Origin of the sequence: Thalassotalea sp. G2M2-11, assembly GCF_017168195.1 — a bacterium.
Classification (GTDB): domain Bacteria; phylum Pseudomonadota; class Gammaproteobacteria; order Enterobacterales; family Alteromonadaceae; genus Thalassotalea_E.
In genome coordinates, this window is the sequence record NZ_JADNYL010000001.1 from 669,320 (window position 1) to 685,301 (window position 15,982).

Annotated in this window: 16 protein-coding genes; 7 read left to right on the plus strand and 9 right to left on the minus strand. The window is 40.8% G+C overall.

The features are described from left to right. Window positions 1-56: 56 nt before the first annotated feature. Window positions 57-1,355: a sugar MFS transporter gene (locus IV514_RS02905; protein ID WP_206484003.1), complete on the plus strand. Its 1,299-nt coding sequence runs from the start codon at window positions 57-59 to the stop codon at window positions 1,353-1,355. Window positions 1,356-1,602: 247 nt separating this feature from the next. Further along, window positions 1,603-1,848: a TIGR02922 family protein gene (locus IV514_RS02910; protein WP_206483399.1), complete on the plus strand. Its 246-nt coding sequence runs from the start codon at window positions 1,603-1,605 to the stop codon at window positions 1,846-1,848. 56 nt (window positions 1,849-1,904) lie between these two features. On the opposite strand, the gene ccmE is transcribed toward IV514_RS02910, so the two are convergent. The 5 genes from ccmE to ccmA are packed head-to-tail and all read right to left on the minus strand — an operon-like array spanning window position 1,905 to window position 4,755. Further along, window positions 1,905-2,390: a cytochrome c maturation protein CcmE gene (ccmE, locus tag IV514_RS02915; protein ID WP_206483400.1), complete on the minus strand. Its 486-nt coding sequence runs from the start codon at window positions 2,388-2,390 to the stop codon at window positions 1,905-1,907. After that, window positions 2,387-2,626 carry a heme exporter protein CcmD gene (ccmD, locus tag IV514_RS02920; protein WP_206483401.1) on the minus strand — a complete coding sequence of 80 codons (240 nt, stop codon included), beginning with the start codon at window positions 2,624-2,626 and terminating at the stop codon, window positions 2,387-2,389. Before ccmD ends, ccmE begins: the two co-directional genes overlap by 4 nt. Then, on the minus strand, window positions 2,626-3,372 hold the full coding sequence (locus IV514_RS02925; protein WP_206483402.1) for a heme ABC transporter permease: 747 nt from the start codon (window positions 3,370-3,372) through the stop codon (window positions 2,626-2,628). Before IV514_RS02925 ends, ccmD begins: the two co-directional genes overlap by 1 nt. Beyond that, entirely contained in the window at window positions 3,372-4,097 is a 726-nt protein-coding gene (ccmB, locus tag IV514_RS02930; protein ID WP_206484004.1) for a heme exporter protein CcmB, read from the minus strand. The genes IV514_RS02925 and ccmB overlap by 1 nt, the downstream gene beginning before the upstream one ends. A 22-nt stretch (window positions 4,098-4,119) precedes the next feature. Beyond that, on the minus strand, window positions 4,120-4,755 hold the full coding sequence (gene ccmA, locus IV514_RS02935; RefSeq protein ID WP_206483403.1) for a cytochrome c biogenesis heme-transporting ATPase CcmA: 636 nt from the start codon (window positions 4,753-4,755) through the stop codon (window positions 4,120-4,122). Between the two features lie 287 nt (window positions 4,756-5,042). Between ccmA and IV514_RS02940 the strand changes: the two genes are divergently transcribed. The 5 genes from IV514_RS02940 to hemH are packed head-to-tail and all read left to right on the plus strand — an operon-like array spanning window position 5,043 to window position 10,346. Next, entirely contained in the window at window positions 5,043-7,034 is a 1,992-nt protein-coding gene (locus tag IV514_RS02940) for a heme lyase CcmF/NrfE family subunit (RefSeq protein ID WP_206483404.1), read from the plus strand. A gap of 3 nt (window positions 7,035-7,037) precedes the next feature. Continuing rightward, a complete protein-coding gene (locus IV514_RS02945) occupies window positions 7,038-7,589 on the plus strand; it encodes a DsbE family thiol:disulfide interchange protein (protein WP_206483405.1) in 552 nt (183 codons plus the stop codon). After that, entirely contained in the window at window positions 7,586-8,047 is a 462-nt protein-coding gene (locus tag IV514_RS02950; RefSeq protein WP_206483406.1) for a cytochrome c-type biogenesis protein, read from the plus strand. The genes IV514_RS02945 and IV514_RS02950 overlap by 4 nt, the downstream gene beginning before the upstream one ends. A 3-nt stretch (window positions 8,048-8,050) precedes the next feature. Next, window positions 8,051-9,304 (plus strand): c-type cytochrome biogenesis protein CcmI, encoded by a 1,254-nt coding sequence (ccmI, locus tag IV514_RS02955; protein ID WP_241242155.1) that lies wholly within the window; start codon window positions 8,051-8,053, stop codon window positions 9,302-9,304. Between the two features lie 19 nt (window positions 9,305-9,323). Continuing rightward, window positions 9,324-10,346 (plus strand): ferrochelatase, encoded by a 1,023-nt coding sequence (gene hemH / locus IV514_RS02960; RefSeq protein ID WP_206483407.1) that lies wholly within the window; start codon window positions 9,324-9,326, stop codon window positions 10,344-10,346. Window positions 10,347-10,482: 136 nt separating this feature from the next. Here the strand turns inward: hemH and IV514_RS02965 are convergent, their stop codons facing one another. The 4 genes from IV514_RS02965 to pepA form a co-directional block, all read right to left on the minus strand. Further along, entirely contained in the window at window positions 10,483-10,692 is a 210-nt protein-coding gene (locus IV514_RS02965) for a cold-shock protein (protein WP_206483408.1), read from the minus strand. Window positions 10,693-11,035: 343 nt separating this feature from the next. Next, window positions 11,036-13,891, minus strand: coding sequence for a valine--tRNA ligase (locus IV514_RS02970; protein ID WP_206483409.1), 2,856 nt, complete (start codon window positions 13,889-13,891; stop codon window positions 11,036-11,038). 27 nt (window positions 13,892-13,918) lie between these two features. Continuing rightward, a complete protein-coding gene (locus IV514_RS02975; RefSeq protein WP_206483410.1) occupies window positions 13,919-14,374 on the minus strand; it encodes a DNA polymerase III subunit chi in 456 nt (151 codons plus the stop codon). A 13-nt stretch (window positions 14,375-14,387) separates the two neighbouring features. Continuing rightward, the gene (gene pepA / locus IV514_RS02980; RefSeq protein ID WP_206483411.1) at window positions 14,388-15,896 is read right to left on the minus strand and encodes a leucyl aminopeptidase; all 1,509 of its coding nucleotides are present in this window, start codon (window positions 15,894-15,896) and stop codon (window positions 14,388-14,390) included. Window positions 15,897-15,982: the final 86 nt, after the last annotated feature.

Below are 15,982 nucleotides of genomic sequence, written 5' to 3' on the forward strand. Positions count from 1 at the left end.
TAGTAAGTGTGTAAAAAAATAACAATAACAACATAATAGATGAGGATATGATGGAAATGACAATGTCGAGTGACAAGAAAAAAAGTAGTGCAGTTCCTATGGCGATTGTCGCCAGCTTGTTTTTTATTTTAGGATTTGCCACTTGGTTAAACGGTTCACTAATGCCGTACCTAAAACAAATATTACAATTGTCGCCTTTTCAAGCGTCATTGATCTTATTTTCTTTTTATATTGCAGTGACATTTACTGCTCTACCTTCTGCTGCCGTTATTCGTAAAGTAGGCTACAAGAAAGGCATGGCGTTAGGGATGGCGACTATGATGGTTGCGGGGTTATTGTTTATTCCCGCTGCCAAGTCACAAGTATTTGCCTTATTTTTATTGGCGCAGTTAGTGATGGGGATAGGGCAAACCTTGTTGCAGACAGCTGTTAACCCTTACGTGGTGCGTTTAGGGCCAGAAGAGTCGGCGGCAGCACGTATCAGCATTATGGGAATACTTAATAAAGGTGCGGGTGTTATTGCGCCTATGGTCTTTACAGCATTGATTTTGAGTAACTTCACTCATCTAGTGGGCGAAGAGCTGACTCCTAGCCAAATAGATGAAATGGCCAATGGCTTGATTTTACCTTATTTAGGGATGGCGTTATTTATTGGTTTATTAGCATTTGCAGTGCTGAAATCACCGTTACCTGAATTAGAAAATACTGATGATGACGAGAATAGCAATGGCAAAGAACAAATAAAACAAGCGTTATCACACCCTAACTTAGCTTTAGGGGTGATCGCGATATTTGTTTATGTTGCCGTGGAAGTCATTGCAGGTGACACCATAGGGACATTTGCCTTATCACTTGGTGTCGAAAATTACAGTGTAATGACGTCATATACCATGATTTGCATGGTAGTAGGTTATATTCTCGGCATCGCATTAATTCCTCGTTATATCACACAAGCTAAGGCGTTAACTGTATCGGCGATATTAGGTGTATTACTGTCACTGGGGATTTTATTTGGTGACAATGAATCCTTTTTTATTGCCAATACTTTATTAGTGCCATTAGGTGGTGCGCAATTACCTGATACCTTATTACTCATTGCCTTTTTAGGATTGGCGAATGCCATTGTTTGGCCTGCAGTATTTCCGCTAGCCCTTTCAGGTATGGGAAAATTAACCAGTACTGGTTCGGCGTTGCTAGTGATGGGGATTGCTGGTGGTGCTTTCGGGCCATTATTTTGGGGACTGGCGAGCGGTAGCTCTTTCGGGCAACAAGGAGGGTATATCGTACTATTACCTTGTTACTTATTTATTTTGTTTTATGCCGTTAAAGGCCATAAATTGCGTTCATGGTCTTAATGGTGCTTAGTTTCTGAAATTTGTCTGAAACGACATCCGTGCTCATTTGTTGAGGTGCGTTAAACGATCGTCCTAGATCGCCCTGAGTTTTGCTCAGGGTTTTTTTTGCTATTTTTTTGATGTGAAGTGTATGAATAGCAAACAATTTATTCTACTATGGCGATGTTATTCAGCGATGATGCTGAAAAAAGGGACAGAAGTATACCTTAATAACCCAATAAATAAGTACTATAAATGAAGGGAAATTATGAGTAATTGTCAGAAAGAAACGATCACGATTATTTACTATAGCGATGCGTCATTAGAGTTAGAGCATTTAGTTTGTCAATTAGAGAAAGCTGAAAGTGGCCGAGTCGTTATTCCAGATGAATTAAAGCAAGGAAAATCAATTATTGCGGTTTGTCATGGCGAAGTAAATATCCTCAATAAAGCGGGTGAGCGTATTATTCCTCATGTGTTGGTGACATCGACACAGCCCCAGTTAATCAAATAAAAACGCCGAGTTAGAGACTCGGCGTTTCTGTCATTGGTTTAACAATCAGTTAATGGTTAGTAACCTTTTTCTAATTGTTCATCTGAGTATTTGGGGGCTTCATGTCCTTCGCCTAATGAATCAGCAATTTCTTTTGGCATGTAGTTTTCATCATGCTTAGCTAATACTTCAGACGCTTCTAACACGGTTTGATCAATCAAAGAGCCGTTGGCAATGATCCCTTGTCCTTCACGAAATAAATCAGGCAAAATACCATCGTATTTTATTGTCATGATTTCACCTTTATTGGTGAGATCAAACTGTACTTTTAAGCTGTCCTCGTCACGCTTGACACTACCTGCAACCACTAAGCCTCCAACGCGAATACGTTGACCAATCGTTGGTTTGACGCCTGTATCATCTTTGCCATGAACGACTTCATAAGGAGTGTAGAATAAATCAATATTCTGACTCAGTGCATAAAGTACTAAACCGATAATTAGCCCAATGCCGGCAAGCACTGATAAAACGATAGTTAACCTTTTTTTTCGACGTGGGTTCATGAATCTGCCTCTTGTAAACTTTGCTCTTGTTGCATCACCTGTTGATTAAGTGCTGCCTGCTTTAACTTTTGTTCGCGTTGTTGGCGTTGCTGGATTTGTTTAATAATACGTTTATTATTGCTGATGCTGGTGATCACTAAACCAAGCAATAATGCTGCACTAACACCATAAGAAAGCCACACATAAAAACCATGACCGCCCATAGCAATAAAATCAGCTAAACTAGAAAATTGCATTAGCGTACCTCCACGTTTTTAACATAGTCACGTACCCAAGGGCGCATTGCATTTCGTGCTAACACTTCATTACGAAAACGAATACAGATCACCCAAGAAATAAAACAGACAAAGCCAAGTAAACAGACAAGAAATGGCCAATACATTTCTGAAGACATCGATGGTGCACCTAACTTAGAAACGGTAGAGCCTTGATGTAGGGTATTCCACCATTCAACCGAGTATTTGATGATAGGAATATTCACCACGCCTACTAGCGATAAAATTCCAGCGGCCTTGCCTGCAAGAGTTTTATCTTCGAACGCATTGTGTAATGCAATCACGCCTAAATATAAAAACAATAAGATAAGTTCAGAGGTCAAGCGTGCATCCCATATCCACCAAGTCCCCCAAGTAGGGCGTCCCCAAGCCGCACCGGTAAATAAGGCAATTGCAGTCATCACGGCACCAACGGGAGCCATTGCAGCAGCCGATGCATCGGCAAGTTTTATTTGCCAAACTAAGCTCGACAGTGCAGCAATTGCCATCCCTACATAGATGCCCATAGACAACATGGCGGCAGGCACATGCAGATAAAATATTCTAAAGCTATTACCTTGCTGATAATCAGCAGGGACAAAAAGTAACGCCCAAATAATACCGATAGTTAATAACACAAAGGTTAACTTGGAAAACCAAGGAATAAGTTTACCAGTGAAGTGATAACTCACTTCAGGATTTGCATAAGGGTGTAGCCATTTCCACATTAGTTAGTACTCACTTTTAGTGCGGCGCTAACCGCAAATGGAGATAAAGTTAATGAACCAATAAAAAGAGCGGCAATTATAGCAAGTTGTCCGCTATAGGGTAAGTTCATTGCGGCAGTATCTATTGCGCTTGTGGCAAAGATCAGTACCGGAATATATAAAGGCAATACCAATAGGCTTAACAGTACGCCGCCTTTTTTAATACCGACGGTTAATGCCACACCGATAGCACCAAGAAAACTCAATACAGGGGTGCCGATTAATAGCGTTAACATCAGTGCTAGATAGCTGTTTTCATTAAGGTTTAATAATATTGCTAATAGAGGCGCGACAAATATAAGAGGCAGACCGGTTAAACACCAATGGGCAATAATTTTTGCTAGCACAATTAAAAACAAAGGATGTGGGCTTAATAGCATTTGCTCTAATGAACCATCAGCGTGGTCAGATTTAAACAAGCGATCAAGCGATAGTAGCGTTGATAATAATGCCGCTACCCAAATAATGCCAGGGGCAATGCGTGCTAGCGTGTTAGATTCTGGCCCGATACCAAGCGGAAAAAGCGTGATAACAATGATAAAAAATAACAGCGGGTTTAAAATATCGTCTTTATGGCGAAAAGCGATGGTTAGATCTCGCTTAAATACTAATAAGAAAGCCTCTCTGTATGACTGAGAATGTTCAGTGCTGCTTTGGCTGCTGATGTTAATGCTCGTTGGCTTCATATTAGGTATATTATTCATAAAGTTAATAAAAACGGTATTCCAGTATAATTTTTTGATAAAGCTCAGTCGGCATAGCGAGATCTTGATGAGTGGTTAAAATCACACAACCGCCTTTTTTGGCATGATCTATCATCAGTTGCTCTAGTTTTTTCACACCAAGCTTATCTATAGCGGTAAAAGGTTCGTCTAAAATCCAGATAGGCGCTTGGCTTTGCCAAAGCTTAGCTAATGCAATACGGCGGTGTTGACCGGCACTCAGATGAGAGGCCAACGCATCTTCAAAACCAAGTAAATTGACTTTACCTAAGGTTGTTTCTGCCTGTGAGGCATCTAAACCATTTAACGCAAGATTAAAACGTAAGTTTTCTTGAGCCGACATTTCACCTTTAATACCTGCTAAGTGACCAATATAAAGTAAATGACGATTAAAATACTCTCTATCTTGGTTGATGGGTATTTGATTGAAACTTACCTGACCTTCATATGGTTGTGAAAGTCCTGCCAAGATGCGTAATAAACTGGTTTTGCCAGCACCATTGGGCCCTTCTATTTGAATAATATCACCCGCATTAATATTAAAGCTGAGATTTTCAAATAAAATTCTCTCTTCTCTGATACAAGTCAGCTGTTGAGCACTTAGTAATGAAGTTATTGGCATTTATGGTACAAACTTAAGTTGATATATATCACTTCTGAATAATGGTATTTTAAATAGAAGTTATTTTTAATGACTTGATCCAGATCCTACTACATGCAAAGAAATTATCATACTATAACTGCGTTCTATAACGAGCGAGACTAGTTAACTCATTTCGATAAGAAGTTCACTCTTTGATGAATTTTTATGATAAACAGTGTTAGAATTGCTGCGTTTAATTAATTGTTAATTTGATAAATGTATTTTGTGCCGTACTTGCAGCATAAGAGACTATTCGGAGAGCTGATATGATACCAGAGTTAGGGCATTTTGCCTTAATCATTGGCCTAGCCTTTGCAGTATGCTTGAGCATAATCCCGTTAGTGGGGATCTATAGCCATCAAAGTAAATTGGTGAGCTACGCAAAACCACTAACCTTCGGTATGTTTGCCTTTACGGCAATTAGTATTGTTATTCTTGGCTACAGTTTCGTTGTCGATGACTTTTCGGTGAAATATATTGCGAGTCATTCCAATTCCCACTTACCGTATTACTTTAAAATGAGTGCTGTTTGGGGGGGGCATGAAGGTTCCTTATTGCTTTGGGTCTTTTCGTTAACGGCGTGGACCATGGCCGTTGCACGCTTTAGTAAAGGGATTGATGAAGCCTTTATCGCCCGTGTGCTTTCGGTATTAGGTATGGTGGCCGTAGGTTTTATGCTGTTTACCTTACTAACCTCAAACCCTTTCGAACGCTTGTGGCCAATGGTGCCTCAAGAAGGGCGTGATTTAAACCCATTGTTGCAAGACGTTGGTCTGATTATTCATCCGCCACTATTATATTTAGGTTATGTTGGTTTTGCAGTGTCTTTTGCTTTTGCGATTGCGGCACTCATGGTGGGCAAACTCGATGCTGCTTGGGCGCGATGGGCAAGACCTTGGGTAGTTGGTGCATGGATCTTTTTAACATTAGGTATCGCAATCGGAAGTTGGTGGGCTTATTACGAACTTGGCTGGGGCGGCTGGTGGTTCTGGGATCCAGTTGAGAATGCTTCTTTTATGCCTTGGCTCGTTGGTACCGCATTATTACATTCCCTTGCGGTTACTGAAAAACGCGGTACTTTTAGAAACTGGACGGTATTACTGGCGATATTTGCCTTTAGTTTAAGTTTACTAGGTACTTTCTTAGTGCGCTCAGGGGTGATCACTTCAGTGCACTCTTTTGCTGCAGATCCAACACGTGGTGCCTTTATTTTACTGTTACTCGCTCTTGCGGTGGGTGGCTCATTTACCTTATTTGCATTTCGTGCGTCAAATGTTGCCAGCTTTAGTCGTTTTTCATTTTACTCGCGTGAAACCGCGTTACTTTTGTGTAACATCATTTTAGTGGTCGCCTGTGTAACTGTACTGCTTGGCACAATTTATCCGTTGATACTAGATGCTGCCGGTTTAGGTAAAATATCGGTTGGACCACCGTACTTTAATGCGGTATTTATCCCGATCATGAGTTTACTGTTTATTATTATGGGGATTGGGCCATTAATCCGCTGGAAGAAAGCAAAAAAAGGTGAATTAAGAAAACAAATCACTAAACCGTCAATCATTAGTATTGTGTTGGGGGCAATATTCCCAGTGCTTTATGCTGGCGAAGTTAATGTAATGGCCAGCTTTGGTATGATGCTAGCGTTTTGGGTATCATTTGTCGTGATTAAAGATTTACGTAATCAAGCAAAAGGGAGCCAAAATCGCTATGACTTTTCTAAGGTGAGCTTAAGCCAATGGGGAATGACGATTGCTCATTTTGGTATTGCTGTCACTATTGTTGGCGTTACGCTTGTTTCGATATATGAAAGAGAAGTCAGTGTTAAAATGTTTGAAAATGATACTGTGAATGTCTCTGGTTACGACGTGACTTTTAAAGGAATTAAAGCGGTTAAAGGACCAAACTACAGTGCCGAACAAGGGCAGTTAGAAATATCAAAAGATGGTGATTTTGTTGCGTTATTAAAACCGGAACGCCGTACCTATCTGGTGCAAACGATGGGAATGACAGAGGCTGGTATTGATCCTGGTTTATTCAGGGATATTTACGTTGCCTTGGGTGACCCATTACCACAAAATGCATGGGCAATACGCATTCACTATAAACCATTCGTCCGTTGGATTTGGTTGGGTGCTATTTTTATGTCATTAGGTGGTGTTATGGCGATGCTAGATAAACGTTATCGCCGTCGTAAAAAAGTGACGAGTGCTGTGCCAGCTTCGACTAATGTGCAACAACCATTATCTGAAGGGGCATAATTCATGAATAAAATTATTCGTTTTATTCCACTAATTTTATTTATTGCACTGGGTGTTGTGTTATATAGAGGTTTGTCCTTGAACCCTCAGGCACTACCGTCTGCATTGATTGGGCAAAAGATGCCAAGTTTTCAACTCACCCAGTTATTACAACCTAAGGTGATGTTAACTGAGCAAGACTTGCAAGGTGATATTGTATTGCTCAACGTTTGGGGCACATGGTGTGTGTATTGTAAATACGAACATCCTTATTTAGTGGATATTGCCCAAAGTGGTCGTGTCGCACTTTACGGTTTAAATTATAAAGATGATCGTCAAGATGCTGCGCAATGGCTTAAAGATTATGAAGACCCATATCAGCTGTCAATTTTTGATCCCTTAGGTAAATTAGGGATTGAATTAGGGGTAACTGCTGCGCCTGAAACATTTGTCATTGATAGAAATGGCATTATACGTATGAAGCATGTTGGACCCATTGATGGTCGAGTTTGGAAAGATAAGTTTTTGCCTATGATTGAGAACTTAGAAAAAGAGTATCAAGGGGAGAATTCATGAAGCATATCTTCAGTGCCGTATTAATGTCTTTAATAGTAAGCTTCGCAGCTCATGCTTGGAACACTGACACATACGTATTTAATGATTTGGTGACTGAAAAACGCTATAAGTCTTTAGTGAAAGAATTACGCTGTCCTAAATGTCAAAATCAAAACCTTGCCGATTCAAATTCTCCAATTGCCGCTGATTTACGTCGTGAAGTATATGGGTTATTGCAACAAGGTAAGTCAGATGGTGAAATCGTAGACTTTATGGTGAAGCGCTATGGTGAATTCGTATTATATCGTCCGAAAGTATCAGGCCTTACTTACGTTTTGTGGTTTGGCCCCGCAATTTTATTATTGATAGGTGCTTTTGTGGTCGTCATGATACTGCGGAAGAAACCCGCTAAAAAAATCGAAAAATCCTTATCGGATGATCAGCAAGATAAACTCGCGCAAATTTTAAAAGATAAATAAGCCATGATAGAACTGTTAATAATCGTTATCGCCTTTATCCTATTATTATTGGTAGTGATATGGGCGCATTACATCACGCAAAATAAGCAACAAACAGTAACGGATAATAGTTTTCGTGATGAGACTAATGTGCGTTTGTACCATGAACATAAAGAAGAAATTGAAAGGGACTTTCAACAAGGTGGCCTAGATGAAGAAAGCTACCAGTATTTGAAGGCAGAATTAGATCAAAGTTTGTTGTCTGATATTGAAGATAATGCGCAAGAAGCTGCCCAGGGAGAGGTGCAAGGCAAGCCGTTATCAATAATTTGGCCAGTAATGTTAAGCATATTTATCTTGGTGTTTAGTGGCTATTTTTATACGCAACACGGCGCATTTGATCTTATTTTAAATACGCCAAAAGCAGAAACTGGTCACGAAGTTCTGGATGAGCAGCAACAAGCGATTGTTCAAATTCAAAAACTGAAGCAAATGACTCAGCAGCAACCGGATAATTCTGATGCTTGGTATAGTTTAGGACAGGCATTAGTGGGGATTGGTGAATTTGATGACGCATTAGCTGCTTTTGATCGTGTCATTGCTATTGATGGTGAACATGCCGATTTATTTGGCGCCAAAGCACAAGCAAGCTATTACAAAAATCAACAGAGAATTACACCTCAAGTTCAGACATATATCGATAAAGCACTTGCGTTAGATGCGCGTGATCCGTCAACCAATATTTTGTTAGGTATGGATCACTTTGTGAATAAAAATTATCAAGCGGCGATTAATGCTTGGCAGTTGGTGGTTGATGAAAGTCGCCCAACCGTTAATGTTGATGCGTTAAAAGCGGCGATAGTCGAAGCAAAAAATCGTTTAGCATTAACTGGGGGAGAAGTCGCTGACACTAACGCGACTACTGGCCCTCAACTGGCGATAAGTCTCAGCATTAGCGATGAAATCATCCAAGAGTTGAGTCAAGGGGAAGATAAAGTGGTTTTTGTTTACGCGACTCCCGCTGATGGTACTCGTATGCCACTTGCTGCAGTGAAATTAAATGCCAGTGATTTACCTATTGATATCGTGCTAAATGATGCCCGTGCCATGACACCACAAGCAAAGTTAAGTGATGTCGAGCAGGTTCATCTTTATGCCATTATCTCTCATGATGGTGGTGTTGGTATTAAACCGGGCGATTATAAAGCGGAGCTCAATAATGTCAGTGTCAATGAAGCCGCACCGATAAATATGATTATTGATAGTGTCGTTCAATAAATTTACCTGAGGAATACCATTGAAGTCTCGTTATTTAGGCCGTGATCGTTCAATCCATCAACAGCAGCGAAAAACTGGGATCATTCTGACCAATTTAGGTACCCCAGATGCTCCCACTAGCAGTGCATTGCGTCAGTATCTACGTGAATTCTTATCGGATCCGCGTGTAGTTGAGATCCCTCGTGTTATTTGGATGCTTATTTTACATGGCATTATTTTGCGAGTAAGACCTAAGAAATCTGCCAAGTTGTATGAAAGTATTTGGACAAAAGAAGGCTCGCCACTATTAGTGATCACCGAGAAATTGCGCGATAAAGTCGCGGATCAGCTTCAGGTAAGTGAGCGTGAAGATATAGTGCTAGCCATCGGCATGCGTTACGGACAACCTGCTATTGGGCAAGTATTGGATAAGTTTCAACAGCAGGGAGTTGATAATATTGTCGTGCTCCCTTTATATCCTCAATATGCTGGCCCAACGACAGGTTCGACTTTTGATGCCGTGGTGAATACTATTAAGCAGTGGCGCTGGATCCCATCACTACACTTTATCAATGGTTATTATGATCATCCGCAATATATTAGTGCACTTGCTAATACCATTGATGAGCATGTTGCCAAGCATGGAAAGCCAGAAAAACTCGTTTTTTCTTATCATGGTATGCCCAAGTACTTTTTAGAAAGTGGTGATCCATATTATTGCTTTTGCCATAAAACCACTCAATTAGTGGCTCAGCAGCTCAATTTAGCACAAGAAGAATACGTGATGACCTTTCAGTCGCGCTTTGGTAAAGCTGAATGGTTAAAACCATACACGGACGCAACGTTAACTGAATTAGCGCAGTCAGGTACTAAGCATGTCGCGGTCATTAGTCCAGCTTTTAGTGTTGATTGTTTAGAAACGTTAGAAGAATTAGTCCATGAAAATAAAGATATTTTTATCCAAGCGGGCGGTGAACAATACCACTATATTGCGGCACTCAATGATCGGGATGATCACTGTCAATTGATTGCGGACATCATAGAAAATAATCTGAATAAATAACCTCAGGTTTGTCTAAGAAATAGCGGCTAGAACCCCATGGCTTATGCTCGCTGAAGTTAAATACCCGCCCAACAAAAAAGGAGCTGATATCAGCTCCTTTTAAAATCTTTTCGTTATCTGCCTTAAAGGACGAGCCTTAAAGGGCGGTAACGTTTTTCGCTTCAGGACCTTTTTGACCTTGTTCAACGGTAAATGAAACCGATTGGCCATCTGTTAAGGTACGGAAACCGTCACCAGTGATTGCGCTGAAGTGTACAAACACGTCAGGACCGTTTTCTTGCTCGATGAAGCCAAAGCCTTTTGACTCATTAAAAAATTTTACTTTACCAGTTACTGTATCAGACATACCGACATTTCTCGCAGTTAAAAATTAAAAATTGGGCTAAATTAGCCAGTTACGGAGTAAATGCCCTCTACCTAAAGTACAGACAGAGAAAGGTTTCCAATAACACACTTCTTATAGCGTCTAGGTCAATCAACAGTTGAAAAACTTTATGTTAATCAATCGTTAATCTTATCCTTCTCCCGAAACGCAAAAACTCAACGCGAAATAATACTAACACAATAATTTGCCAAGATCTTGAAAAAAAATGAACTTTACTTGACTTTTTAATGACATAAAAAAACCGCATATAACAATTATATGCGGTTGTTGGTATTGCGGGTTTTAACAATCGAATGTTTTGTCGTTAAAGTGCCGCTATTTGCGCCTTTTGATCGGCCATCTTCGCTAAAGTTGACTCGGCATCAGCAAGTTTGGCTTTTTCTTTAGCAATAACAGCTTCTGGGGCTTTGGCAACAAAGTTTTCATTACTTAATTTGCCACGGATTTTTTGCGTGTCTTTTTCAAGCTTATCAATGGCTTTCGTTAAGCGAGCAAGTTCGGCTTCTTTATCGATTAAACCCGCCATAGGGATCATCACAGATAACTCACCAACAACTGCGGTAGCGCAAGCTGGCGCTTCATCATTAGCTTGTAATACTTGAATTGACTCAAGTTTGGCAAGGGACGAAAGAAACTGTTGGTTTTCGTCTAAACGGCGCTGATCTGCACTACTTACATTGTTTAGTAACACAGGTAATGGCTTGCTAGGAGCAATATCCATTTCACCACGAATATTACGAATAGCCACGATAAACTGTTTTACCCATTCGAGATCTTCACTTGCTTGCTCATTGACCAATTGTTGCTCGAATTGCGGGAAGCGTTGGATCATGATGCTATCACCGGTTTTAGCAAAACGGGTAAGCGGTACCACACGTTGCCAAATAGTTTCAGTGATAAATGGCATAATTGGATGCATTAAACGCAATAACGTTTCTAAGGTTTCTACTAAGGTTTGACGAGTACCACGTTGCTGGGCTTCGCTGCCTTTGAATAGTACCGGCTTTGTTAGTTCTAAATACCAGTCACAGAATTGGTTCCAGGTAAATTCATACAAAGCTTGTGAGGCTAAATCAAAACGAAATTGTTCAAATGATTCATGCACTGTTTTGATGGTTTGTTGCAGCTGAGATCTGATCCAGCGATCGGCAAGTGAAAACTCAACATCGGTAGTATTTAAACCGCAATCATGTTCTTCGGTATTCATCAACACATAACGGCTGGCATTCCACAATTTATTACAGAAATTGCGGTAACCGTCTAAGCGTTTCATGTCCCAACTGATATCACGGCCGGTTGAAGCGACTGAGGTTAAGGTAAAGCGTAATGCATCGGTACCGTGTGCTTCAATACCTTCTGGGTATTCTTTTTTGGTTAATTTGGTAATTTTCTTCGCCAGTTGTGGCTGCATCATATTACCGGTGCGTTTTTCTAATAAGTCATCTAATGAAATGCCGTCAATCATATCTAATGGATCCACAACGTTTCCTTTAGATTTACTCATTTTGTCGCCATTTTCATCACGGATCAGTCCAGTCACATAGACCTTCTTAAACGGTACTTGCGGTTGGCCGTTTTCATCTTTAATAAAATGCATGGTCATCATGATCATGCGGGCAACCCAGAAGAAAATAATATCAAAGCCAGTGACAAGCACATCGGTTGAATGAAACTTTTTGATATCTTCCATGTTATTTGGCCAGCCTAAGGTTGAGAAAGTCCATAGGGCGGATGAAAACCAAGTGTCGAGTACATCGTCATCTTGTGTTAATTGGATGTCATCTGAGAGTGAGTATTTTGTCCGTACCTCTTGTTCATTACGGCCAACATAGACTTTACCTGATTGATCGTACCATGCCGGAATACGGTGTCCCCACCATAACTGGCGAGAGATACACCAATCTTGGATATCACGCATCCACGCGAAATACATATTTTCATATTGCTTTGGCACAAATTCAATATCGCCATTTTCAACGGCTTGTACCGCAGGCTTTGCTAGCGGCTCAGTGCGAACATACCATTGGTCAGTTAATAATGGCTCAATGATCACACCTGAACGATCACCGTATGGTGCGACTAAATCATGCTCTTTAATGCTTTCTAATAAACCTAATTGTTCAAATTTTTCAACAATGGCTTTACGCGCATCAAAACGATCTAAACCGGCTAAATCTGCTGGTAGTTCGTTTGAATACTCATCACTTACTTCACCTTTGGTGTTGTACACTTCGGCTTTAGCTAATACTGCAGCATCTTTATCAAAGATATTGATCATTGCTAAACCGCAACGTTTACCGACTTCGTTATCGTTGAAATCGTGTGCTGGGGTGATTTTTACACAACCCGTGCCTTTTTCCATGTCAGCATGTTCATCACCAACGATTGGGATCAAGCGATTAACTAGCGGTAGTAACACGTGTTGGCCAATTAACGCTTGGTAGCGAGGATCTTCTGGATTAACCGCAACGCCAGTATCACCTAGCATAGTTTCAGGGCGGGTCGTGGCAACAACTAAGTAATCTAAGCCATCGGCTGTTTTAGCGCCGTTCGCTAATGGATAGCGTAAGTGCCACATATGGCCTTTTTTATCTTTGTTTTCAACTTCCAAATCTGAAATGGCGGTATGAAATTTTGGATCCCAGTTAACTAAGCGTTTACCGCGGTAAATTAAATCGTCTTCAAATAAGCGTACGAACACTTCTTGTACGGCTTCAGACATACCATCGTCCATGGTAAAACGATCGCGACTCCAATCAATTGAATTACCTAAGCGGCGCATTTGTTTACCAATGGTACCACCAGACTCGTTTTTCCATTGCCAAATTTTGTCTATAAATGCTTTCCGACCATAATCATGTCGCGTTTTATCTTCTTCAGCGGCGATTTTGCGCTCAACAACCATTTGGGTAGCGATACCCGCGTGGTCTGTACCAGACTGCCACAAGGTGTTTTTGCCTTGCATGCGTTGATAACGAATTAAGGTATCCATGATGGTTTGTTGGAACGCATGGCCCATGTGCAAACTACCTGTGACATTCGGTGGTGGGATCGCGATACAATAACCATCGCCTGTACCAGTTGGACTAAAATACCCTTTCTCTTCCCAGTTTTGGTAGAGCGATTGTTCAATGTCAGAAGGATTAAATGTTTTTTCCATCAGAGTAACTACTTAATTGTTAAAATCTTACGATGTTTGTGGATGATTGACAGCTTGGTTATCAACTTGAAAACCTAACTGGCGATAGGCTTTATACCGCTCTCTAGCGCTTTGCTTTAATTGTTCATCACTTGGTACAAAATCGATGATTTGTGAAAATTGATGAGCAAAGTTTGGTACTGTGCTCGTTAAATTGATGAGTACTGCGCGTCGATTTGTTGGTGGTTGCCAACTGATCTCAACCGCTGCACCCTGTTTTGGCCCTTCACCAATTAAATTGTGAGGAACAAAACTGTCAGGCTCAAATGACCATAAAAGCTCATCAATATGATGAGCTTGTGTTTGGTCTTGACAATAGATGAATACTTTTTGTCTTTGTCGATAATAATAGGCTGCTTGAAAACAGCTATGTAAAAAAGCTAGCTGCATTTTTTGCTCGCTGACTTCGTTATCTAACAAATAGAACATGACCTGTGTATTCATGGTTATGTTTAGCCTACTCGCCTTGTTCGACACCCGACTTGTTCAGTAAGTACTGCGTTAACATACTGACAGGACGGCCTGTTGAACCTTTATCTTTACCGCCACTACGCCATGCTGTTCCTGCGACATCAAGGTGAGCCCAGTGATATTTTTTTGTGAATTTGGATAAGAAACACGCGGCTGTAATGGTGCCTGCTGCACGACCACCAAGGTTAGTGAAATCAGCAAAAGGACTTTCTAATTGTTCTTGGTAATCATCCCATAATGGTAAGCGCCAAGCTCTGTCACCACTTTGATCTGAGGCGTTGAGTAATTCATGTGCTAATGGGTTATGGGTACTTAATAAACCTGAAGCATGTTTACCTAACGCAATAACACAAGCGCCTGTTAATGTGGCAACATCCACAACCGCTTCAGGTTCAAATCGCTCTACATAGGTTAACGCATCACATAATACTAAGCGACCTTCGGCGTCAGTATTTAATACCTCGACCGTTTGCCCAGACATGGTGGTTAAAATATCACCAGGGCGATAAGCATTGCTGCCAGGCATATTTTCACAACCTGCTAGCACACCGACGACATTAATGGGTAAATCCAGTTCCGCAAGCGCGTGCATTGCACCTAATACGCCTGCAGCTCCACCCATGTCATATTTCATTTCATCCATCGCTTCACTTGGTTTGATGGAGATACCGCCGGTATCAAAGGTCAGTCCTTTACCCACTAATACAATGGGATTGCTATCATCAGCCGCGCCTTGATATTTGATGATACTCATCAAGGACTCATTGGCAGAGCCTCGACCTACTGCCAAATACGAGCCCATGCCTAATTCAGCCATTTGCTTCTCATCGACAATCTCGGTGTTAACTTTTTCGTAATCGTTGGCCAAAATTTTTGCTTGTTCCGCTAAATAAGCCGGATTACAAATATTGGGTGGCATATTGGCAACATTTTTACAGGTATTTATCCCTTCTGAAACCGCTAAGCCATGAGCAATAGCCCGCTCACCTAAGGGTAATTCACGACGAGTAGGTACATTAAAAACAATTTTACGTAAGGGCCTGCGAGGTTCATCTTTACGCGTTTTTAAACTGGTAAAACTGTATAGGCAATCTTGAGTTGCTTCTACGGCTTGGCGCACTTTCCAATAATTATCACGACCTTTAACGTGTAATTCGGATAAAAAGCACACGGCTTCCATTGAACCTGTTTCATTCAATGTATTAATGGTTTTACTGATAATCTGACGGTATTGACGTTCATCTAACTCACGCTCTTTACCACAACCTACCAGTAATACACGTTCACTTAGGATGTTAGGAACATGATGTAACAACAGCATTTGACCTGATTTACCTTCCAGATCGCCGCGACGTAGCAGGTTACTGATGTAACCTTCACTGATTTCATCAAGCTGTTCAGCAACGGCTGATAAACGTCGAGGTTCAAATACTCCTACGACAATACAGGCACTACGTTGTTTTTCGGGGCTGCCACTTTTTACACTGAACTCCATGGACTCTCCTAATTTTGCAATCTTCAGAAACATTTTCTCTTAAAAATGCTGATTATCTTGCTTAAATCTATCAATTATAGATAAGC